21 protein-coding genes and 2 tRNA genes are annotated in these 20712 nt (G+C 46.6%); 20 read left to right on the top strand and 3 right to left on the bottom strand.

The annotated features are described in order from the left end of the window. Window positions 1-63: 63 nt before the first annotated feature. The 15 genes from plsX (at window position 64) to nagZ (ending at window position 14544) form a co-directional block, all read left to right on the top strand. Window positions 64-1074, top strand: coding sequence for a phosphate acyltransferase PlsX (plsX, locus tag DXE44_RS06680; protein ID WP_114653675.1), 1011 nt, complete (start codon window positions 64-66; stop codon window positions 1072-1074). A gap of 2 nt (window positions 1075-1076) precedes the next feature. Next, window positions 1077-2063, top strand: coding sequence for a beta-ketoacyl-ACP synthase III (locus DXE44_RS06675; protein ID WP_114653673.1), 987 nt, complete (start codon window positions 1077-1079; stop codon window positions 2061-2063). Window positions 2064-2144: 81 nt separating this feature from the next. Beyond that, window positions 2145-3080 carry an ACP S-malonyltransferase gene (fabD, locus tag DXE44_RS06670; protein ID WP_114653671.1) on the top strand — a complete coding sequence of 312 codons (936 nt, stop codon included), beginning with the start codon at window positions 2145-2147 and terminating at the stop codon, window positions 3078-3080. A 52-nt stretch (window positions 3081-3132) separates the two neighbouring features. Next, window positions 3133-3876, top strand: coding sequence for a 3-oxoacyl-ACP reductase FabG (gene fabG / locus DXE44_RS06665; protein ID WP_114653669.1), 744 nt, complete (start codon window positions 3133-3135; stop codon window positions 3874-3876). A gap of 102 nt (window positions 3877-3978) precedes the next feature. Next, the gene (acpP, locus tag DXE44_RS06660) at window positions 3979-4218 is read left to right on the top strand and encodes an acyl carrier protein (RefSeq protein WP_046330561.1); all 240 of its coding nucleotides are present in this window, start codon (window positions 3979-3981) and stop codon (window positions 4216-4218) included. A 28-nt stretch (window positions 4219-4246) separates the two neighbouring features. Then, window positions 4247-5494, top strand: coding sequence for a beta-ketoacyl-ACP synthase II (fabF, locus tag DXE44_RS06655; RefSeq protein WP_114653667.1), 1248 nt, complete (start codon window positions 4247-4249; stop codon window positions 5492-5494). Between the two features lie 71 nt (window positions 5495-5565). Beyond that, window positions 5566-7011, top strand: coding sequence for a DegQ family serine endoprotease (locus tag DXE44_RS06650; protein WP_114653665.1), 1446 nt, complete (start codon window positions 5566-5568; stop codon window positions 7009-7011). A 144-nt stretch (window positions 7012-7155) separates the two neighbouring features. Beyond that, entirely contained in the window at window positions 7156-8961 is a 1806-nt protein-coding gene (gene lepA, locus DXE44_RS06645) for a translation elongation factor 4 (RefSeq protein ID WP_114653662.1), read from the top strand. Next, window positions 8961-9767 (top strand): signal peptidase I, encoded by an 807-nt coding sequence (lepB, locus tag DXE44_RS06640; RefSeq protein ID WP_114653660.1) that lies wholly within the window; start codon window positions 8961-8963, stop codon window positions 9765-9767. Before lepA ends, lepB begins: the two co-directional genes overlap by 1 nt. A 4-nt stretch (window positions 9768-9771) precedes the next feature. Beyond that, window positions 9772-10563: a ribonuclease III gene (gene rnc, locus DXE44_RS06635; protein WP_114653658.1), complete on the top strand. Its 792-nt coding sequence runs from the start codon at window positions 9772-9774 to the stop codon at window positions 10561-10563. A 2-nt stretch (window positions 10564-10565) separates the two neighbouring features. Further along, window positions 10566-11501, top strand: a complete 936-nt coding sequence (gene era, locus DXE44_RS06630; protein WP_114653655.1) for a GTPase Era — start codon at window positions 10566-10568, stop codon at window positions 11499-11501. Between the two features lie 6 nt (window positions 11502-11507). Then, window positions 11508-12242: a DNA repair protein RecO gene (gene recO, locus DXE44_RS06625; protein WP_114653653.1), complete on the top strand. Its 735-nt coding sequence runs from the start codon at window positions 11508-11510 to the stop codon at window positions 12240-12242. Window positions 12243-12254: 12 nt separating this feature from the next. Then, window positions 12255-13019 carry a pyridoxine 5'-phosphate synthase gene (gene pdxJ / locus DXE44_RS06620; protein ID WP_114653651.1) on the top strand — a complete coding sequence of 255 codons (765 nt, stop codon included), beginning with the start codon at window positions 12255-12257 and terminating at the stop codon, window positions 13017-13019. Window positions 13020-13026: 7 nt separating this feature from the next. Beyond that, window positions 13027-13419, top strand: coding sequence for a holo-ACP synthase (gene acpS / locus DXE44_RS06615; protein ID WP_114653649.1), 393 nt, complete (start codon window positions 13027-13029; stop codon window positions 13417-13419). Window positions 13420-13467: 48 nt separating this feature from the next. Further along, complete coding sequence (nagZ, locus tag DXE44_RS06610) at window positions 13468-14544, top strand: beta-N-acetylhexosaminidase (protein WP_114653646.1); 1077 nt, start codon at window positions 13468-13470, stop codon at window positions 14542-14544. On the opposite strand, the gene DXE44_RS06605 is transcribed toward nagZ, so the two are convergent. From DXE44_RS06605 to earP, 3 genes are all read right to left on the bottom strand, one after another. Next, complete coding sequence (locus tag DXE44_RS06605) at window positions 14499-15491, bottom strand: GNAT family N-acetyltransferase (protein ID WP_331851856.1); 993 nt, start codon at window positions 15489-15491, stop codon at window positions 14499-14501. The two genes, nagZ and DXE44_RS06605, sit on opposite strands and share 46 nt — an antisense overlap. A gap of 135 nt (window positions 15492-15626) precedes the next feature. Continuing rightward, window positions 15627-16187 carry an elongation factor P gene (efp, locus tag DXE44_RS06600; RefSeq protein WP_114653642.1) on the bottom strand — a complete coding sequence of 187 codons (561 nt, stop codon included), beginning with the start codon at window positions 16185-16187 and terminating at the stop codon, window positions 15627-15629. Between the two features lie 87 nt (window positions 16188-16274). Beyond that, window positions 16275-17354 carry an elongation factor P maturation arginine rhamnosyltransferase EarP gene (gene earP, locus DXE44_RS06595; RefSeq protein WP_114653640.1) on the bottom strand — a complete coding sequence of 360 codons (1080 nt, stop codon included), beginning with the start codon at window positions 17352-17354 and terminating at the stop codon, window positions 16275-16277. On the opposite strand from earP, the gene uvrC reads away from it, so the two are divergent. From uvrC to DXE44_RS06570, 5 genes are all read left to right on the top strand, one after another. Beyond that, window positions 17353-19272 (top strand): excinuclease ABC subunit UvrC, encoded by a 1920-nt coding sequence (gene uvrC, locus DXE44_RS06590; RefSeq protein ID WP_114653638.1) that lies wholly within the window; start codon window positions 17353-17355, stop codon window positions 19270-19272. The genes earP and uvrC overlap by 2 nt on opposite strands. A 57-nt stretch (window positions 19273-19329) precedes the next feature. Continuing rightward, window positions 19330-19905 (top strand): CDP-diacylglycerol--glycerol-3-phosphate 3-phosphatidyltransferase, encoded by a 576-nt coding sequence (pgsA, locus tag DXE44_RS06585; RefSeq protein ID WP_114653636.1) that lies wholly within the window; start codon window positions 19330-19332, stop codon window positions 19903-19905. Between the two features lie 117 nt (window positions 19906-20022). Then, window positions 20023-20098, top strand: a tRNA-Gly gene (locus DXE44_RS06580). A 49-nt stretch (window positions 20099-20147) separates the two neighbouring features. After that, window positions 20148-20221 (top strand) — tRNA-Cys (locus tag DXE44_RS06575). Between the two features lie 30 nt (window positions 20222-20251). Next, window positions 20252-20707 (top strand): hypothetical protein, encoded by a 456-nt coding sequence (locus tag DXE44_RS06570; protein ID WP_114653634.1) that lies wholly within the window; start codon window positions 20252-20254, stop codon window positions 20705-20707. Window positions 20708-20712: the final 5 nt, after the last annotated feature.

Raw genomic sequence — 20712 nt, 5'->3', positions numbered from 1 at the left:
TAGAAGCGGCCCACATAGCCGCTTTTTTCTTGGATAAAACCACTTGCAACAATACTTGATTTTATGAGTGTCACTCTTGCTATCGATGCCATGGGCGGAGATCATGGAGCAGTTGTTACGGTTCCCGCTTGTTGCGATTTTCTCGAAAAACATGCTGATGTGAAGATTGCCTTGGTTGGCAATCCGGAAGTGCTCAAGCAAGCTTTGAGTAAATTTCCTAAAGCGCCAATGGAGCGCATTCAAATTATTCCCGCTAGCGAAGTTGTCTTGATGGATGACCCCATTGAGGTGGCACTACGTCGTAAAAAAGATTCTTCGATGCGCGTCGCTATCGAGCAAGTTAAAGAGGGTCTAGCTGACGCGATCATTTCCTCTGGCAATACGGGCGCCCTGATGGCGATCTCTCGCTACATTCTCAAAACCCTTGATGGTGTTGATCGTCCTGCGATTGCTACTGCGATTCCCAGTGAAAAGGGGCGCGGTACCACCATGCTTGATCTCGGTGCTAACGCAGATTGCGAGCCTATGCATTTAGTGCAGTTTGCACAAATGGCGAATGTCATGGTTCAGGTAGTTGATGGCACACAAAACCCTTCAATCGGTTTACTGAATATTGGCGAAGAGGTTATTAAAGGCAATGAGATGGTGAAGCAGACGAGTGAGTTGCTGCGCCAAACCAACTTAAACTTTTATGGCAATGTAGAAGGTAATGATATTTTTAAAGGCACTACGGATATCGTGGTGTGCGATGGATTTGTTGGCAACGTAGTCCTCAAGGCAAGCGAAGGCTTGGCGAAGATGATGAGTGGTTTAATTAAACAAGAATTTAATCGATCATGGCTTACTAAGCTCATGGCGATCTGTGCCATGGTGCCGCTCTTGCGTGTTCGCAAGCGTGTTGATCATCGTCGCTACAACGGAGCAGTACTCTTAGGTTTGCGCGGTTGCGTGATCAAGAGTCACGGCTCAGCAGATCGTTTTGCATTTGGTTTTGCACTTGATCGTGCATATGAAGCGGCAAAGAATCGCATGGTAGAGCGTATTGCTCAGGCTTTTGTGGCGGAGACAAAATAATCATGAGTACCTATTCACGGATAGCGGGAACTGGAAGTTATCTTCCGGAGCAGCGTTTAACCAATCACGATCTTGTTGATCGTTTAGCCAAGATTGGTCTTGAGACGAGTGACGAATGGATTGTGTCTCGCAGTGGAATTTCTGCACGTCACTTTGCTGCAGATAATCAACTCACCAGTGACTTGGCGGTCAAGGCTGCTCAAGCGGCATTAGAGGCTGCTGGTTGCACTTCAGAAGATCTTGATCTGATTATTTTGGCAACCTCTACACCAGATCATTTAGGTGGTTTTCCAAGTACAGCTTGCGTAGTGCAAGATAAGTTGGGCGCTCATACGAATTGCGCTGCATTTGACGTTCAGGCAGTATGTGCTGGCTTTACTTATGCTCTCGCGATTGCAGATGCCTTTATTCGTACAGGGACTTACAAAAAAGTCTTGGTTCTGGGCGCAGAAACATTCTCCCGTATTTTGGATTTCCAGGATCGCACTACTTCTGTTTTGTTTGGTGATGGTGCTGGGGCAGTGATTCTTGAAGCTTCGAAAGAGCCCGGCATTTTGGCAACCGCTTTACATGCTGATGGTAGCCAGCGCGATATCCTCTGTGTTCCAGGACGCGCAAAGCAGGGTGGTGTAGATGGCTCTGCTTACTTAACTATGGATGGTCCCGCAGTCTTTAAGTTGGCAGTCAAAGTACTCGAGCAAGTTGCACATGAGGCGCTAGAAAAAGCTAATCTCAAGCCAGAACAAATTGATTGGCTGGTTCCCCATCAAGCCAATATTCGCATTATGGAGAGTACGGCCCGCAAGATGAACATGTCGATGGATAAAGTGATTGTGACTGTCCACGAGCACGGCAATACTTCTGCCGCGTCTATTCCACTTGCTTTAGATGCGGGCGTGCGCTCTAGTCAAATTCAACGCGGTCAACACCTCTTGCTAGAGGGTGTGGGCGGAGGCTTTGCTTGGGGTGCGGCAGTTATTAAATACTAAAGCAAAGCACTAAAGTAAAACACTAAAGCAAAGCGCTAAAGCTAAAAATATATTCATAACTATTATTCAGCGATTATTCATATGACATTTGCATTTGTATTCCCTGGCCAAGGTTCCCAATCAGTGGGGATGCTCAACATGATTGCTAATCGCCCTGAAGTGCGTGCGACCCTTCAAGAGGCTTCAGAAGCTTTGGGTGAAGATATTGCAAAACTCATTGCTGAGGGCCCTGCTGAAGCATTGTCCTTAACTACCAACACTCAGCCAGTGATGTTGACTGCAGCGATCGCGTTTTATCGCGCTTGGTTGGCCTCTGGTGGCGCCGTTCCTCAGATGATGGCTGGTCATAGCCTTGGTGAATACTCCGCTTTGGTTGCTGCTGGCGTAATCTCTTTTAAGGATGCAGTGCCTTTGGTGCGCTTTCGTGCTGAAGCAATGCAAACAGCGGTACCAGTTGGTACTGGCGGCATGGCTGCGATCTTGGGCTTGGATGATGCAATTGTGAAAACTGTTTGCGCCGAAGCTGCTGCTGCATCTGGTGGCGTAGTGGAAGCAGTGAACTTCAATGCGCCAGGGCAAGTGGTTATTGCAGGTGGTAGCGATGCAGTGACTAAGGCTTGCGAATTGCTCAAGGCAGCTGGCGCAAAACGCGCTTTGCCATTACCCGTATCTGCACCGTTTCACTCATCATTGCTGCAGCCCGCTTCAGAAAAACTCAAAGGCTATTTGGCTGATATTGAATTTAAGGTCCCCACTATTTCTGTGGTCAACAACGTTGGTGTGAATGTTCTCAATGATCCAGCCGCGATTAAGGATGCCTTAGTGCGTCAAGCTGCTAAGCCAGTTCGTTGGCAAGAAACAATCAATGCCATGGCACAACAAGGCATCACTCAAGTGATTGAGTGTGGCCCTGGCAAGGTATTGGCTGGGCTGACTAAGCGCATCAATGAGAATGTGGTTGGCTTGCCTATTTTTGATGAAGTCAGTCTCAACGAGGCATTGGCTGCGGTTAAGTAAAAATACGAATAAGAAATCAAAAGAAATAACAAAGAAACAACGGAAGATAATTATGAATCTCGACTTAAGCGGACAAATTGCACTGGTGACGGGCGCATCGCGCGGTATTGGTCAGGCTATTGCAGATGAGTTAGTGAAATGTGGTGCCAAAGTAATTGGTACTGCCACGTCTGAGGATGGCGCTAAAGCAATCAATACGCGTTTACAAGCGAGTGGTGGTCGTGGCGAGGTATTAAATGTGACCGATCCAAAGGCTTGCGAAGACATCATTGATTTAATCGTGAAGGATTTTGGCGGCATCAATATTTTGGTGAATAACGCAGGTATTACCCGCGATAACTTAGCCATGCGCATGAAAACAGATGAATGGACCGATGTAATCGATACCAATTTAAGCGCTGTTTTTCGTTTGTCACAGGCAGTAATGCGCCCCATGATGAAAGCTCGCGGTGGACGCATTATTAACATCACCTCGATTGTTGGCCATATGGGCAACCCTGGACAGGCAAATTACGCCGCTGCTAAAGCAGGTGTTTCTGGCATGACTCGTGCTTTGGCACGCGAAATCGGTAGCCGTAACATCACTGTCAATTGTGTAGCTCCTGGCTTTATTGATACCGATATGACCCGCGCTTTGAGCGAAGAGCAGCAAAATTCGCTAAAAGCGAACATTCCTTTAGCTCGCCTAGGTAGTCCGGAAGATGTGGCTCAGGCAGTGGCATTTTTAGCCTCTCCAGCCGCTGGATACATTACGGGTAACGCCTTACACGTTAATGGCGGCCTCTATTTGGCCTAAAATAAGGCAAAAATTTGATCATTTTTGGGCGGATTTACTAATTTAGCTCGCCAAGCTGATAAAATCCTTTTCATCGTTTTTTTACAACCCTTGGGGGAATTAATGGATAACATCGAACAACGCGTTAAGAAGATCGTCGCTGAGCAATTGGGCGTCGCAGAAGCAGAGATCAAGAATGAATCTTCTTTTGTGAATGACTTAGGCGCAGACTCTCTTGACACTGTTGAATTGGTAATGGCTTTGGAAGATGAGTTCGGGATTGAAATTCCGGATGAAGAAGCTGAAAAAATTACTACTGTTCAGCTCGCTATCGATTTTGCTCAGTCAAAAGCTCAGGGTTAATTCCCTAGCTTAGTTAAAAGCTATTACTGTGTCAGCATCAAATGGCCGCCGCCGGGTTGTAGTTACCGGCCTTGGCCTTATTTCACCAGTTGGCAACTCGGTTGATGTAGCTTGGTCTAATTTGCTCGCGGGCAAATCAGGCATTGCTACCATCACAAAGTTTGACCACACTCCGCTGAGCGTGCATTTCGCCGGCGAGGTGAAAGATTTCAATGTCGAAGAATATGCTTCTGCCAAAGAAGCGCGTCATATGGATACCTTTATCCATTATGGCATCGTTGCTGGTACGCAAGCAATTCGTGACAGTGGTTTACAGATAACAGAAGAGAACGCCGAGCGCGTTGGCGTTATGGTTGGTTCAGGTATCGGTGGTTTGCCGATGATTGAAGAGACCGGCGCTGAGTTGTTGGCTCGTGGACCTCGTCGCATCTCGCCATTCTTTGTACCAGGTTCAATCATTAATATGATTTCTGGTCATCTCAGCATCTTGTTCAGTCTCAAAGGTCCAAACGTTGCTGCAGTGACGGCTTGTACTACTGGCTTGCATAGCATTGGCTTAGCAGCTCGCTTAATTCAGTACGGCGATGCCGATGTGATGGTTGCTGGTGGCGCTGAATCTACGATTTCTGCATTGGGTGTTGGTGGTTTTGCTTCTGCGAGAGCTCTGTCTACTCGCAATGATGATCCTGCTACTGCTTCTCGTCCATGGGATAGGGACCGTGATGGTTTCGTTCTAGGGGAGGGTGCTGGCGTTGTTGTGCTTGAAGAGTACGAGCACGCTAAAGCCCGTGGCGCAAAAATCTACTGCGAGCTCTTGGGCTTTGGTATGAGTGGTGATGCGTATCACATGACTGCCCCAAATATGGATGGTCCACGTCGTTGTATGGTGAATGCCATGCGTGATGCCGGCTTAAATGCCGATCAGATTCAATACATCAATGCGCACGGAACTTCTACGCCCTTGGGTGATAAGAATGAAACCGGGGCTATTAAAGCGGCTCTTGGCGACCATGCCAAGAAGACTTTGATTAACTCCACCAAGTCAATGACTGGTCACCTCCTGGGTGGCGCTGGCGGCTTGGAATCTGTCTTTACCATTCTGGCTTTACACAATCAAAAGTCTCCACCGACAATCAACATCTTCAATCAAGATTCTGAGTGTGATTTGGACTACTGCGCCAATACTGCTCGTGATGTGAGGATTGACCATGCCGTCAAAAACAACTTTGGCTTTGGGGGTACTAACGGTACCTTGATTTTTGGCAAATTGACCTAATATACATACTGGGTTTCCACCTTTCTTTGTATCTTCATTTGTTGGTTTTTACCAAGTAGGTCTATAGCATTATGAAAAAGTACCTTATTAGGCTCTTGGCTATCTTCAGCTTGGGGCAATTTGCATTCATTTCTCAGGCCTCCGCTCAGAGTCCTCGGGTTTCTATTCCAGATTTTGCTGATCTGGTGGAACGTGCTAGTCCAGCAGTAGTCAATATTCGAACTACTGAAAAAGTAATGCAGCAGCAAGCCCAGGGTGGTATCCCGGGAATGCCAGAGGATCAAGCGGAATTCTTTCGTCGTTTCTTTGGTGTACCTATTCCAGGAATGCCTAACGGACCTAAACAAGCTCAACCAAATCCCGGTAAGCCGCAAGAGGCTGATCGCGGCGTAGGTTCCGGTTTCATTATTGAATCCAATGGCTTGATTTTGACAAATGCTCACGTGGTTGAGGGTGCGAACACCATTTACGTGACTTTGACCGATAAGTGGGAGTACAAGGCCAAATTATTGGGTATGGATAAGCGTACCGATGTGGCGGTGGTCAAAATTGATGCGCGTGATTTGCCTAAGTTGCCACTCGGCGATTCTTCTCGCGTGAGAGTGGGTGAGTGGGTATTAGCGATTGGCTCTCCATTTGGCTTAGAAAATACCGTGACGGCTGGCATCGTGTCCGCCAAGAGTCGTGATACTGGTGATTACTTGCCCTTCATTCAGACTGACGTGGCGGTCAATCCAGGTAACTCTGGTGGCCCCTTGTTAAACACCGCTGGACAGGTGATTGGCATTAACTCACAAATCTTTAGTCGCTCTGGCGGATACATGGGTATCTCCTTTGCCATCCCAATTGATGAAGCGATGCGCGTTGCAGATCAATTGCGTACCAATGGAAAAATGTCGCGTGGTCGTATTGGTGTTGCTTTAGGTGAGATGACTAAACAGATTGCTGAAAGTTTAGGCTTAGGTAAGCCGCGCGGTGCTTATGTTCGGAACGTTGAGCCAGGTGGTCCGGCAGCTGCAGGTGGGATTGAGTCTGGCGATGTGATTCTCAGTTTCAATGGCCGTGATATTGCAAAGTCTACTGACCTGCCAAGAGCTGTTGGAGAAACTAAGCCGGGAACCAGCGCGTCAGTGCAGGTCTGGCGTAAAGGAAGCTCTAGGGATTTGATGGTAACTGTAGCCGATACTGAAGCTGTTGCTGCTGTGAAGAATGCTGATAAATCTGGGTCCTCCAATGGAAATGCCAATTCTCTTGGAGTGGCAGTTGCTGAGCTCTCAGATAGCAGGAAGAAAGAGTTGAATATCCGTGGGGGCGTTGAGGTTACCGGTTTGGGCGACGGTCCTTTGGCGCGTGCAGGAGTGCGTCCTGGGGATGTGATCATTCGGATTGCGGATACTGACATTACCGGAGTAAAGCAGTTTGAGAGGTTGGTAAAGGGCTTGGATTCTAATAAGTCAGTCCCAGTTTTTGTCCGTCGGGCTGATAGCACCATGATTATTCCCGTAAGGTCAAAATAAGCCAAAACCAGGGTTTTTGGACGAAATAAACGGGTTTGGCGCTATTTTGGCGCCACCCATTACAATCACTTTAAGACGGCTTTTTGCAGCGCATCATTGTGGTGCGTTCTGACAAGGCGTTTTTTGAAGACCAAATAAGACGCTATGGATTTAATCCGCAATTTTTCTATCATCGCCCATATTGATCACGGCAAATCAACGCTTGCTGATCGCATTATTCAGCTTTGCGGTGGTCTCTCTGGTCGTGAAATGGAAGCCCAAGTTCTCGACTCGATGGATATCGAGCGTGAGCGTGGTATCACCATTAAGGCGCAAACAGCCGCGTTAACTTATAAATCTAAGGACGGCAAAACCTACAACATCAATTTGATTGATACGCCAGGGCACGTCGACTTTTCATATGAAGTGAGTCGCTCACTGTCTGCTTGTGAAGGTGCACTTTTGGTGGTGGATGCGAGTCAAGGGGTTGAGGCTCAAACAGTTGCTAACTGCTATATGGCGCTGGAGTTGGGTGTTGAAGTTGTGCCAGTACTCAACAAGATTGATTTGCCACAGGCAGATCCAGAGCGCGCCAAAAAAGAAATTGAAAATGTCATTGGTATTGATGCATCAGACGCAGTAACTTGTTCTGCTAAGACAGGATTAGGTGTGCAGGATGTCATTGAAGAAATGATTGCGCGCGTACCCCCACCGAAGGGCAATGCAGCAGATCCTTTGCAGGCTTTGATCATTGACTCTTGGTTTGATAACTACGTTGGCGTGGTAATGCTGGTGCGCGTTGTGAACGGCACCTTAAAGCCAAAAGAAAAAATTACCTTGATGGCAAATGGCTCAAGTCATTTGGTCGAGCATGTTGGTGTGTTTAGTCCGAAGTCCGTAGATCGCCCAGAGTTATCTGCTGGTCAGGTAGGTTTCGTGATTGCTGGCATCAAAGAGTTAAAAGCTGCCAAGGTGGGCGATACCGTTACGCATACACCTGGGCAACAAGGTCGAGTGCCTGCGACTGAACCACTTCCTGGATTTAAAGAAGTAAAGCCGCAGGTCTTTGCGGGTCTATACCCAGTTGAGTCTAGTGAATATGATCAACTCCGAGAGTCTTTAGAGAAGCTACAGCTAAATGATGCTTCACTCTTATATGAGCCTGAGGTTTCACAAGCACTGGGTTTTGGATTCCGCTGCGGCTTCTTGGGCCTTCTCCATATGGAGATTGTGCAAGAGCGTTTAGAGCGTCAGTACGGCATGAACCTCATCACTACTGCACCAACGGTGGTGTATCAGGTTGAGCAGTCTGACGGCACCATCTTGTCGGTAGATAACCCATCGAAGATGCCAGAGGCTAGCAAGATCAATACGATTCTTGAGCCGATCGTGACGGTCAATCTGTACATGCCACAAGAGTATGTGGGTTCGATCATTACACTATGTGTTGGTAAGCGCGGCATTCAGATGGATATGAATTACCTTGGTCGGCAGGTGAAGTTAACCTATGAGCTGCCAATGGCTGAGATTGTTTTGGATTTCTTTGACAAGATGAAATCCATCTCGCGTGGCTATGCATCAGTGGACTACGAGTTTAAAGAATATCGTCCGGCTGATGTGGTTAAAGTCGACATCCTCATTAATAGCGAGCGCGTTGATGCGCTGTCGGTAATTGTTCACCGTAGCAATAGTCAGCATCGTGGGCGCGAAGTGGTTGCTAAGATGCGCGGCATTATTCCACGTCAGATGTTTGATGTCGCTATTCAGGCGGCGATCAGTAGCAATATTGTTGCCCGTGAAAACGTGAAGGCCTTACGTAAAAACGTATTGGCTAAGTGTTATGGCGGCGATATTTCTCGTAAACGTAAATTATTAGAGAAGCAAAAAGAAGGTAAGAAGCGCATGAAGCAAGTTGGAAACGTGGAGATTCCACAGGAAGCCTTCTTGGCTATTTTGCAGGTAGATGATTAATGAATTTTGCCCTCATCCTTTTTATCTTGGTAGTGATCTCAGGTATTGCATGGATTGCTGACCGTTATTACTTTGCCCCGCAAAGACGTGTGGCTGGTATCGATCGCATGCCATTGTGGTTGGAATATACAGCCGGTTTCTTCCCAGTAATTTGCGCGGTATTTGTATTGCGCTCATTTCTCGTAGAGCCATTCAAAATTCCATCGGGCTCGATGATTCCAACCTTGCAGATTGGCGACTTTATTCTGGTGAATAAATTTACCTACGGTATTCGTTTGCCAGTAATCAATCAGAAGGTAATTGATTTAGGATCTCCAAAACGTGGTGATGTTGTGGTATTTCGCTATCCGCGCGATGAATCCATTGATTACATCAAGCGCGTGGTGGCCATACCTGGCGACACTATTACTTATCAAGATAAGCGTTTAACTGTAAATAATCAGCCATTGCAATACAGCGGCGGCGAGCCTTACCTTGACCCAGAAAATATGCGTTATGCCAAGCGCTTTTCAGAAACATTTCCTGCAGACTTGGGTGGCAACCAGCATGAGATCTTGAATCATCCTGATCGACCTGTTGGCATGTTCCCTACAGAACGTTTTCCTGGATTTGAAAACTGCCAATACATTAATGCTGGACTTACCTGCAAGGTGCCTGCTGGCCATTACTTTGCTATGGGCGATAACCGAGACAATAGTGCGGATTCTCGTTACTGGGGATTTGTGCCGGATAAAAATATCGTAGGTAAAGCATTCTTTGTTTGGTTGAATCTCGGAGATCTTGGTCGCATTGGCGGCTTCGAGTAATGCTATGAATGCCCGCGCCGTCATCGAAACTGCACCACTGCAAGCACAACTGGGCTATACATTTAAAAAGCTAGAGCTACTGAATCAAGCTCTCACGCATCGAAGCCACAGCAAGAAAAATAATGAGCGCCTTGAGTTTTTAGGTGACTCGATTTTGAATTGTGTTGTTGCTGAAATGCTCTATGAGCGTTATTCCGATTTAGATGAGGGTGACCTTTCTCGTGTTCGAGCTAATTTAGTCAAACAGCAAGCGCTCTATGAAACTGCTCAAACCTTATCTCTATCAGACTATCTACGCTTAGGCGAGGGCGAGTTGAAGAGCGGTGGCTTCCGTCGTCCATCTATTCTGGCGGATACGCTTGAGGCAGTCACCGGTGCAATCTTTTTGGATGGTGGATTTGACGCAGCTAAGACGTGTCTTCGTAAGCTGTATTCCATCATCTTGGCTAACGTTGACCCTAAGACTCTGGGTAAAGACGATAAGACTTTGTTGCAAGAGTGTTTGCAGAGTTATCAGTTGCCACTACCTGCTTATAACGTTACTGGTACAAGTGGTACGGCCCACAACCAGCAATTTGAGGTTGAATGCTTAATACCGAATCTCAAGGTATCGGTTAAGGGTGAGGGCGCATCTCGACGTGCAGCAGAACAGGCAGCCGCGAAAATTGCCTTAATTGCCGCACTAAAAGCTTTGCCGCAAGAATTGGGTAAACCTAAAAAGACTCGGTCAGCGAAAAAGAAAGCGGCAAAAAAAGTAGCTACCGAAGAGCAGTTAAATCTTAAGCTGAAGGGTTAATCGTGTTTAGATGCGGCACTATCGCCATTGTTGGTCGTCCCAATATGGGCAAATCGACTCTCTTGAATGCTTTGGTTGGTCAGAAGATCAGTATTACCTCCCGTAAAGCTCAGACTACGCGCCACCGTATTTTAGGTATTCAGAATCGCGAAGAAGCGCAGTTTATCTTCATTGATACGCCAGGCTTTCAGACTCGTTTAATGAACACCCTCAACAAGGCATTAAACCGTACTGTAACTACAGCATTGCAGGATGTGAACGTAGCTTGCTTTGTAGTTGAAGCAGGTTGCTTTGGTGAGGATGACAAGAAAGTTTTGAAGTTGCTGCCAGATGATCTGCCTGTTGTTTTGGTATTAAATAAATTGGATTTATTTAATAGTCGTTTTCAGACTCCTTCTGAGCGTGATCAAGCATTACTCAACTTTATCAAAGAGATGGCCCGTCCTTGGTGTGAATTAGGTGGCCATGAAGATCAGAAGTGTGAGTTCGCTGAAATCGTCCCGATGAGCGCTAAGAGTCCCGGAGATGTTGAAAGATTATTAGATGTGCTCGAGGACTACTTGCCTGAGGCGCCGGCTGTATATGATGGCGATACCATCACCGATCGCAGCGAGCGTTTCTTGGCTGCTGAGATCCTACGTGAGAAGGTCTTCCGCTTTACTGGCGAGGAATTGCCTTACACCAGCACAGTAGTCATTGATCAGTTCAAGATGGATGGCAAGATGCGCCGTATCGCAGCAACCATTTTGGTTGATCGCGATAGCCATAAGGCGATGATTATTGGCGCCAAGGGTGAGCGACTCAAGAAGATTTCAACTGACGCCCGCATTGATATGGAAAAGCTTTTTGATGGGAAGGTATTCCTGGAGACTTGGGTCAAGGTTAAGCGTGGCTGGGCAGATGATCGTGCTGAATTACGGGCGCAAAGTCTAGAGTAATCATTCATGGCCTCCATTCGTGTTGCTGACGAACCTGCTTTTGTATTGCACAGCATTCCTTATAAGGAAACCAGCTTAATTCTGGACGTCTTTACTCGGCAATATGGCCGAATGGCCTTGATTGCTAAGGGAGCTAAGCGTCCGCACTCAACCCTCCGTCCAGTATTGCAGCGCTTTCAACCGCTATTGGTTTCTTGGAGTGGCAAGTCCGAGCTGCGTACTTTAACGAAATCAGAGTGGGTTGGCGGCACGCCATCTCTAGTTAGGGATGCACTCTTATGCGGTTTTTATCTCAATGAGTTATTATTAAAATTTCTTGCTCGTGAGGATGACTACGAAAAACTCTATGATCATTACACCGATACGATATCTGCTTTATCTAATCTTGAATTTGAATCCAAAGGCTTAGAAGAAATTCTACGTCCTTTTGAATTAACGCTCTTACAAGAAACTGGTTATGCAGCAGCGCTGGATCGCTGTGTCGAAACCAATAGCGCCCCCATCTCGAATGAGCAATATGTTTATCAGCCAGAGCGTGGCGTGAGGCCTGCTCAAGGGGACGATCCGGGACACTGGCCGGTCTTGAGTGGCAAATCCCTGCTAGCTATTGCAGCGGGAGATTTTTCTGATCAAGAGACGCTTTCTGAGAGTAAACAGCTCATGCGCTTCTTATTGGGATTGCATCTTCAGGATCAAGTGCTCACCACCCGTCAGATTTTGATTGATCTGAAGAAAATCTAGTAATCTAAGCTAATGAATACCCAATCAAAGCTTGAGCTTGGCATCAACATCGATCATGTCGCTACCTTGCGTAATGCGCGTGGCACGGTTTACCCAGACCCTTTAAAGGCTGCACGATTAGCCGAAGAGGCGGGTGCTGACTTAATTACCTTACATTTGCGTGAGGACCGTCGTCATATTAAAGATTCGGATTTGATGGCTTTGCGACCTTTGGTTCAGACACGTATGAACTTGGAGTGCGCCGTAACGCCTGAGATGATCAATATTGCTTGTAGAGTGCAACCTCATGACGTATGCCTGGTTCCAGAAAAGCGTGAGGAGGTGACCACTGAGGGTGGCTTGGATGTGCTGGGACATTTTGATGCAGTCAAAGCAGCCACTGCGCAGTTAAAAGCTGCAGGTATCAGAGTCTCACTTTTTATTGATCCAGAAGAAAAGCAAATTCAGGCAGCTAAAGATGTTGGTTCAACCGTTGTGGAATTACATACTGGTCGCTACGCAGACCTGGCTGGCGATCAACAGAAGCAAGAGCTCGAGCGCATAAGAACAACAGCGCAGTTTGGAAAAAGTATTGGCTTGCGAGTTAATGCAGGTCATGGCTTGCACGAGGGTAATGTGATGCCGATGGCTGCCATTACCGAACTCTCCGAACTCAATATTGGCCACGCCATTGTTGCCGAGGCGCTCTTTAAGGGTTGGCAAAAAGCAATTACCGATATGAAAGCTCTGATGGATCAGGGTAGGGCTAACGCTTCCAAACCAGAATCAGCTAAGTAATATAAACATGATCATTGGTATTGGCACAGACATTTTGCAGATTGAGCGGCTTCAAGCTGCTTACGATCGTACTAATGGTCGCCTGGCTGAAAAAATCCTGGGGCCAGATGAGATGCTGGTTTTCAAGCATCGCTTAGCCAGAAATCACAAGCGGAGCATTGCTTTCTTGGCAACACGCTTTGCTGCTAAAGAGGCTTTCTCCAAAGCAATTGGCCTGGGCATGAGAATGCCTATGACTTGGCGCTCTTTGCAAACCTTAAATGAGCCCAGCGGTAAGCCGGTCACTTCTTATTTAGGTGCTCTGGCCCAATTTATGCAAGAAAAGAACTGGGAAGCGCATGTCACGGTCAGTGATGAGCAAGATATGGCAATTGCCCATGTCATTGTTACGCAAAGATAAACACAGTAATAAATAACAGCAATACACTATCTACATACCGAGGAAAATATGAGTAAGTCGACTATGAGCCCAGGCCCAATTACTTTAGATGTTGTGGGCCTTGAGTTAAATGCAGAAGATCGTCGTCGCATCTTTCATCCACTGACTGGCGGTGTAATTTTGTTTGGCAGAAATTTTAGCAATCGCAAGCAACTCACCAAACTCACTGCAGAAATTAAAAAACTGCGTTCCGATGTATTGATCTCAATTGATCATGAGGGTGGGCGTGTTCAGCGCTGTAGGACTGATGGCTTTACCCATTTGCCTGCTATGCGTAAGCTTGGTGAACTCTGGGGATCTGAAAATAAGTCAAAACATAGTGCAGAATCGGCTGCTATTGCGATGGCAGCAGCAACAGCTTGTGGATATGTTTTGGCTGCCGAGTTGCGTGCTTGCGGTGTGGACTTTAGTTTTACCCCAGTGCTGGATCTCGATTTTGGTCGTAGCGGTGTAATTGGAGATCGTGCATTTAGTCGTGATCCACAAATTACCTTTGCATTAGCTAAGAGTTTGAATGAAGGTCTGCGTCTTGCAGGTATGGCGAACTGCGGTAAACACTTCCCTGGACATGGCTGGGCTGAAGCAGATTCTCATGTGGCTATTCCGGTGGATGAGCGTCCTTTGAAAGAAATTCTGAATGAGGATGCTAAGCCTTACGAGTGGTTGGACCTGAGTCTAACTGCAGTCATGCCGGCCCATGTAATCTATCCAAAAGTAGATAAAAACCCTGCAGGCTTTTCTAAAGTTTGGCTCCATTCCATTTTGCGTCAAGAGTTGGGATTTGAAGGCGTGATCTTTAGTGATGATCTTTCGATGGAAGGTGCCAGTGTTGCCGGCTCTGTAGTGAAAGGTGCAGATATGGCGCTTGAAGCGGGATGTGATGCAGTGCTGATTTGCAATCGTCCAGACCTTGCAGATCAATTGCTCAGTCAGTTGAAAGTCTCAAAAGCAAAACAAGCGGAGTCTGCTATTCGATTAAATCGTTTGATGCCAACTGCCACAGCTCCAACCTGGGATGAGTTGCAGTCTGAAGCCCAATATCAACATGCCAAAGGTTTGCTCCAGCAACTGAATTTGATTGGATAGAGCTTCTCTTTTCTTGAGACTCTTTCCCATTCAGCGAGAACAAATTTTTTAATGCTGTAACCTTGCTCTCTGGCGCAGACAATAGTTTCTACATCGACCGGCTGATATATCTTTTGCAGTCTTAGCATGTCACCTTTAGTTGAAAAATTTGGCATCCAGGATCCCCAGAAAAATCCAATACTCTCTAGCTCAAGATAAGCATGGGCTGCCGCTTCTTGTTCAATTGGTATATCTAAATAAATAGATGCCAGATTGAGGGCTTCTAATTTAGCGAGTTCATGTTTGACTGCGGCGACTAAATCGCTGCCAATGCGATCGATTGCAATATTGGCTGTTTGAATATTGGAATTGATAATGGTATGAAAAGTCGTTGTTCCGCTAGCCGCTATATTCGAGCTTACAGTATTGCGTTGAATATTTAAATTCTGCACCAATGATTTTGCATGCTCAGCATGTTGGACTGGCATAAAAATGGTGTGCGGGCGATCATTTAGCTGCAAATAAAAAGCTAGCAGTGACATCCGAGTATCAGGATGATTTTCTAGGCCTTTCATAGAGATGGTTGCTGGGGTATCGCCAATAAACAAACCCGCTTCTTTGGCGTTAAAGGCAATCATTTCATGTTGGCTATATGGGTGGTTTGTTACGCACTTAGTCCAAAACCCCGGCAAAGAAAGTTCTTGGACAATCTCAATTCGCTCCTTTGCCATGATTTCGGCGATATGCTGACCTCTAAAATTTGGATCAACCATCATCTTTCCGGCTTCAGGCGAAACATTATGAGTACCATCAAATGTAAGTGCGCAATGCCCAATGATTTGACCGCTACCGAGTTTTGCTACCACTGAGTGCATCAACTTATTCTCGATAATTTCTTCTAATTGATTGATGTCATACATCACCTTGTTTGGATAGCTTTCACCATAACAGCGGCGAACGCAGTCAATCAGCTGAGGAAGATTGGCTGGCTTTAATCTGGTGATTTCTGGGGGGTGGTATTAGTCATAGTTTGGATATTATGACTTGTACTTGGGAAAGAAAAAAGCCCGGCGAACCGGGCTTTTTGCTATCGAGCGAGCTAATTAGTTAGCACGGCTACGATATTCACCGGTACGAGTATCAATCTCGATCTTGTCGCCAGTGTTGCAGAACAATGGCACTTGCAATTCATAGCCAGTAGCCAATTTTGCAGTCTTCAATACTTTGCCTGAGCTGGTATCGCCTTTAACTGCCGGCTCTGTGTAAATGATTTCACGAACCAAAGAGTTTGGCATTGCTACTGAGAGTGCTTTACCTTCATAGAACACCACTTCACAAGGCATGCTTTCTTCGAGGTAATGCAATGCATCACCCATGAATTCAGCTTCAACTTCGTACTGGTTGTAGTCGCCGTCCATAAATACATACATTGGATCTGCGAAGTAAGAGTAGGCGCAGTCTTTCTTGTCGAGGATCACTACATCGAACTTGTCATCAGCTTTGTAAACACCTTCATTAGGTGCGCCGGTTAACAAGTTCTTAAATTTCATTTTTACAACTGAAGAGTTGCGGCCTGAGCGGCTGTATTCTGCTTTTAAAACGACCATGGCATCGGTGCCGATCATTACTACGTTACCAACGCGGAGTTCTTGTGCTGTTTTCATCTTGCTATTCCTGGGTGCAGAGCTGATTTTCTGCGGTTTTTATCAAAAACAAGATTGTAACCGCCCGCAGGCTGATTTCGCTCTAGATCAGGCTACAAACCTCATTAGACGGGCAGCCAGGCCACCATCAGCTTGTTTTCCAAGCAAATCTCCTCGCCAAGCCTTGGAATGGACGCCCCATTCATCAATTGATTGATGCCACTCGCTAGGCATTGCCCAAGTCATTGCAGCTATTACAGCGTGTTTAAGCTCCCGTGATGCGTCTTCAAGATAGAGGTCTAAAAAGGCGGCTAACTTGGTTTTGTGAGCACCATCTTCTTGGGGGTAAATATGCCAAATGAAGGGCTTTCCAGCTAACTGTGCCCTGACAAAAGAATCCTCACCTCGAACGATATTGAAGTCACATTGTGAAAGTACCCAGTCGTATTCATCTTGAGAAACAAATGGAATGGAGACCAACTGAATAGAGTCGGGTAGGGCAAGTTGCTGAGTAGGGTGGGCAGAGCTAAACTGCAATTGCTCACGTTGACCATGTGTCAACACGATGTCAAAGTTCTCATCTAATGTTGCCAGATCTTCTAACCATTTCAGAAGTGGTGCACCTGGGTAACAAAAAACACTGATGCGTTTGGTGTTGGGTCGCAGGAGTGCCCAGCTCGCTTTGAGACTGTCTGAAATCAGTTGCTCGGTGAGTGATTGCTGCATAGGTGTTGGGTCAATCAAAATGCCGCCCACATTTTCCTGGAAGCCTGGGAAGAAGAAGTACTTCGGAATGCCATGTGCCTGTGGGGATGCCTTTTGATGAAAGTCCACAATCCAGGGCTCTGCGCTTAAGTACTCTAGGTTAATGATGATGGGTTTTTTAGGGGCAATCAGCAGGCCCGCAAGATAGCGTTCGGGAAGGTCGCACCCGAATGCCTCAATCACCACGTCAGGCGCTTCTACGGGATGGCGGTTATTGTTATAACTAGCTTCCCAGGGCTGGATGTCAATGCGATCTTTGATTTCCCAGTCCACTCCGGAAGCGAGTAAATTAAGGGTTGGCAGATCGTCACAGAAAATGCGCACGTCTTGGCCGTGAAGACTTGTTAAGCTTCTTGCTAGACGCCAGCAAACACCGGCATCACCATAGTTGTCTACGATTTGACAGAAAATATCCCAACGCATGAGCAATTCGCTTTTTGAAACCCTTCAGCAGGATGTTAAACGGCTACCCGGATTGCCGGGGGTATATCGCCTCTTTGATGAGGCGGGACATATTCTGTATGTCGGTAAAGCGCGCAACCTCAAAAAGCGTGTATCAAGTTACTTTCAGCGAGCCCAGCTTTCACCACGAATAGAGCTGATGGTGGGAAAAATTGCCCGCTACGAAACTACAGTAACACGCTCAGAAACCGAAGCCTTAATTCTAGAGAACAATCTCATTAAGGAGTTGGCTCCCCCATTCAATATTCTCTTTCGAGATGATAAGTCCTATCCCTATGTGATGTTGACGGGGCACCAGTTCCCACGTTTGGCCTTCTATCGCGGTAAAACGGATAAGCGCAACAATTACTTTGGACCATTCCCGAATTCATGGGCAGTTCGCAATAGCGTGCAGATTCTGCAGAAAGTCTTTCGCCTGAGAACTTGTGAGGACTCTGTATTTAAAAATCGTAGCCGTCCTTGTTTACTGCATCAAATTCATCGTTGTAGCGCACCTTGTGTTGGGCGTCTGAGTGTTGAGCAGTATGGGCAGGACGTAGCCCAAGCAACTCGGTTTTTAGAAGGTGACCATAGTCGCGTACTTTCTGAGCTTGAAAAGAAGATGCACGCCTATAGCAATGCCATGGAATTTGAAATGGCTGCAGTGCTAAGGGATCGCATTGCAGATCTCTCAAGCGTGTTGCAACAGCAATCAATGGACACTGTTGCTGATGGCGAAGGTGATGTTGACGTGATTGCCGTCGCTCAAATGGAGGGCGTGGTCTGCGTCAATTTGGCAATGATTCGTGGTGGCCGCCATTTAGGCGACCGCGCTTATTTCCCGAAAGGCTTGCGCTCAAGTTCGGGAGAGCTGTCGCCGCCTGCAGAAATTTTGGAAGCCTTTATTGCTCAGCATTATTTGGAGGAGAAGTCTGGTGATGGTGAAGCGACTACTAATTTAATTCCGCCTGTGCTGATTCTGAATCATCCCTTGAGAAAGCTAGTGGATGATATTGCAGCTCCGGAAGAGAGTGCTGAAGATGTTTCCGAGCAATCAGCTCCGGAAGGTTTGCACGATTTACTCAATGCACAAGCTGGTAAGCGTATTACCTTCCTTCACCAGCCGCAAGGACAGAGACGACATTGGTTGGCTATGGCTGAAGGCAATGCCAAGATTGCGATAGCAAAGCGTTTGGTAGAGACGGGTGGTCAACTAGCAAGAGCAAGAGCATTAGCAGATGTATTGGCTTTGGAATTAGAAAGTCTTGAGCAGTTGCGTATCGAGTGTTTTGATATTAGCCACACTTCTGGTGAGGCTACGCAAGCTTCTTGTGTGGTGTATTCCAAAAATGCGATGCAGCCTAGTGAATATCGCCGCTTCAACATCAATGACATTATCCCAGGTGATGACTACGCAGCCATGCGTCAGGTCTTGCAACGCCGTTATGCGAACTTCCAGGAACTTCCTGTTGAGAAGATGCCGCAAGTGATTTTGATTGATGGCGGCAAAGGCCAGGTTGAAATGGCAAGGCAAGTTCTCTCTGAATTCGGTATGGATATCGGATTGATTGTGGGTGTCGCTAAAGGTGAGGGGCGTAAGGTGGGTCTTGAGACTCTGATCTTTGCAGATGGACGGCAGTCGCTCGAGCTGGGTATTGATAGTGCCGCCTTGCTGTTAGTGGCGCAAATCCGTGATGAGGCGCATCGCTTTGCGATTACGGGAATGCGTGCAAAGCGGGCAAAAGCCAGAACGGTTTCTCAGTTAGAAGAGATTGAGGGGATTGGCGCAAAACGCCGTCAAAAATTACTGGCTCGTTTTGGTGGATTACGTGGCGTTTCTAATGCCTCCATTGAAGAGCTTTCCAGCGTTGAGGGAATATCTACGGCATTGGCTGAGTAAATCTACAGGCAGCTCCATTGATTGCCCAGCGCATGCACATTAGTTTATGCTTGAGTCATGCCATTTAATCTGCCTATTGCCCTGACCTGGTTGCGAGTAGCCGCAATCCCGCTCGTGGTTGCAGTGTTCTATCTACCTAATAGCTGGCTAACTCCTTTTGATAAGAATCTCACCGCTACCGTGATTTTTGTTTTTGCGGCAGTGACTGATTGGCTGGATGGTTTCTTGGCCCGCAAAATGAAACAAGAGTCAGCATTTGGTCAATTCTTAGACCCGGTAGCAGACAAATTAATTGTCGCCGCCTCATTACTCGTTTTGCTGAATATGGATCGCGTCCAAGTTTGGGTGGCATTAATCATTATTGGTCGCGAAATTACTATCTCAGCATTAAGAGAGTGGATGGCGCTTTTAGGTGCTGGAAAAAGCGTTGCGGTTCACATGGTGGGTAAGTTAAAAACTACTGCTCAACTCGTGGCCATTCCATTTTTATTGCTAAACGACACTTTATTTGGGTGGCTAAATTGTGTTCAAGTAGGGACTTGGTTAATCTGGATCGCATCTTTTTTAACGCTTTGGTCGATGTTCTATTATATGAAAAAAGCTTTGCCTCAACTCGTAGAGAAGGCTAAATAAAGTCCACAAACCCAATGCCGATAAGGGTTTGGTGTAAACATAAAGGCTGTCAGTTTTTAGTCTTACCCAGAAATAATGCGTTCTCTCAAATTGTTTGTTAAACTACTGCCCTGTTATGCGGGAATAGCTCAGCTGGTAGAGCGATACCTTGCCAAGGTATAGGTCGGGAGTTCGAACCTCCTTTCCCGCTCCAAGTTCGATGGGAAGCCCTAAAAAGCTTCCCATTTTTGATTCAAGCATATGGCGCGTTGGCCGAGTGGTTAGGCAGGAGCCTGCAAAGCTTCGTACGGGGGTTCGATTCCCTCACGCGCCTCCAGTAATTTAGATTGATTACCAGGGCAAGAACATGGTGATCCGACTCAAAATATTTACATCAGCGGTAGCGCTATCTCTACTGTTAGCTGCTTGCGCATCTTCTGGCGACTCTCCTACAGGCACCCCTAGTGAAGTTCAAGAAATTCAGTCACAACTCTTAGGTGATATGCCATTGCCTGCGGCATCAAAAATTATTGGCTCAGATTCTTTAATCATTGGCCGTGGTGATAACTGGGTAGGTCGCGTAGTTTTATCTGGCGTACAAACCCCAACCGATATTTACGCTTTTTTCCAGGCTGAATATCCAAGAGCTGGTTGGACCACGATTAGTGCCGTGAAATCAAAAACCAGTATTTTGGTTTTCACTAAAGGCGACCGCACATCAACTATTGAATTAAATGAAGGTTCATTTGGTGGGCCTAAAACAATCATCACTATTACGGCATCACCAAAAAATGCAAACGTAGTTGCACCGACCAAAAAATAAATCAG

It is taken from the genome of Polynucleobacter necessarius (assembly GCF_900095175.1).
Lineage (GTDB): Bacteria > Pseudomonadota > Gammaproteobacteria > Burkholderiales > Burkholderiaceae > Polynucleobacter > Polynucleobacter necessarius_I.
The sequence above is the reverse complement of the archived record's forward strand: the minus strand, read 5'-3'. Positions and strand labels throughout refer to the sequence as shown.

What these genes read in the sequence shown, in the direction of transcription:
- lepA (WP_114653662.1), top strand. Translation starts at nt 7,156, where the DNA reads ATGGATTTAATCCGCAATTTTTCTATCATCGCCCATATTGATCACGGC.
- acpP (WP_046330561.1), top strand. Translation starts at nt 3,979, where the DNA reads ATGGATAACATCGAACAACGCGTTAAGAAGATCGTCGCTGAGCAATTG.
- rnc (WP_114653658.1), top strand. Translation starts at nt 9,772, where the DNA reads ATGAATGCCCGCGCCGTCATCGAAACTGCACCACTGCAAGCACAACTG.
- recO (WP_114653653.1), top strand. Translation starts at nt 11,508, where the DNA reads ATGGCCTCCATTCGTGTTGCTGACGAACCTGCTTTTGTATTGCACAGC.
- lepB (WP_114653660.1), top strand. Translation starts at nt 8,961, where the DNA reads ATGAATTTTGCCCTCATCCTTTTTATCTTGGTAGTGATCTCAGGTATT.
- efp (WP_114653642.1), bottom strand. Translation starts at nt 16,187, where the DNA reads ATGAAAACAGCACAAGAACTCCGCGTTGGTAACGTAGTAATGATCGGC.
- DXE44_RS06570 (WP_114653634.1), top strand. Translation starts at nt 20,252, where the DNA reads ATGGTGATCCGACTCAAAATATTTACATCAGCGGTAGCGCTATCTCTA.
- DXE44_RS06650 (WP_114653665.1), top strand. Translation starts at nt 5,566, where the DNA reads ATGAAAAAGTACCTTATTAGGCTCTTGGCTATCTTCAGCTTGGGGCAA.
- earP (WP_114653640.1), bottom strand. Translation starts at nt 17,354, where the DNA reads ATGCGTTGGGATATTTTCTGTCAAATCGTAGACAACTATGGTGATGCC.
- DXE44_RS06675 (WP_114653673.1), top strand. Translation starts at nt 1,077, where the DNA reads ATGAGTACCTATTCACGGATAGCGGGAACTGGAAGTTATCTTCCGGAG.
- acpS (WP_114653649.1), top strand. Translation starts at nt 13,027, where the DNA reads ATGATCATTGGTATTGGCACAGACATTTTGCAGATTGAGCGGCTTCAA.
- pgsA (WP_114653636.1), top strand. Translation starts at nt 19,330, where the DNA reads ATGCCATTTAATCTGCCTATTGCCCTGACCTGGTTGCGAGTAGCCGCA.
- nagZ (WP_114653646.1), top strand. Translation starts at nt 13,468, where the DNA reads ATGAGTAAGTCGACTATGAGCCCAGGCCCAATTACTTTAGATGTTGTG.
- pdxJ (WP_114653651.1), top strand. Translation starts at nt 12,255, where the DNA reads ATGAATACCCAATCAAAGCTTGAGCTTGGCATCAACATCGATCATGTC.
- fabD (WP_114653671.1), top strand. Translation starts at nt 2,145, where the DNA reads ATGACATTTGCATTTGTATTCCCTGGCCAAGGTTCCCAATCAGTGGGG.
- plsX (WP_114653675.1), top strand. Translation starts at nt 64, where the DNA reads ATGAGTGTCACTCTTGCTATCGATGCCATGGGCGGAGATCATGGAGCA.
- uvrC (WP_114653638.1), top strand. Translation starts at nt 17,353, where the DNA reads ATGAGCAATTCGCTTTTTGAAACCCTTCAGCAGGATGTTAAACGGCTA.
- fabG (WP_114653669.1), top strand. Translation starts at nt 3,133, where the DNA reads ATGAATCTCGACTTAAGCGGACAAATTGCACTGGTGACGGGCGCATCG.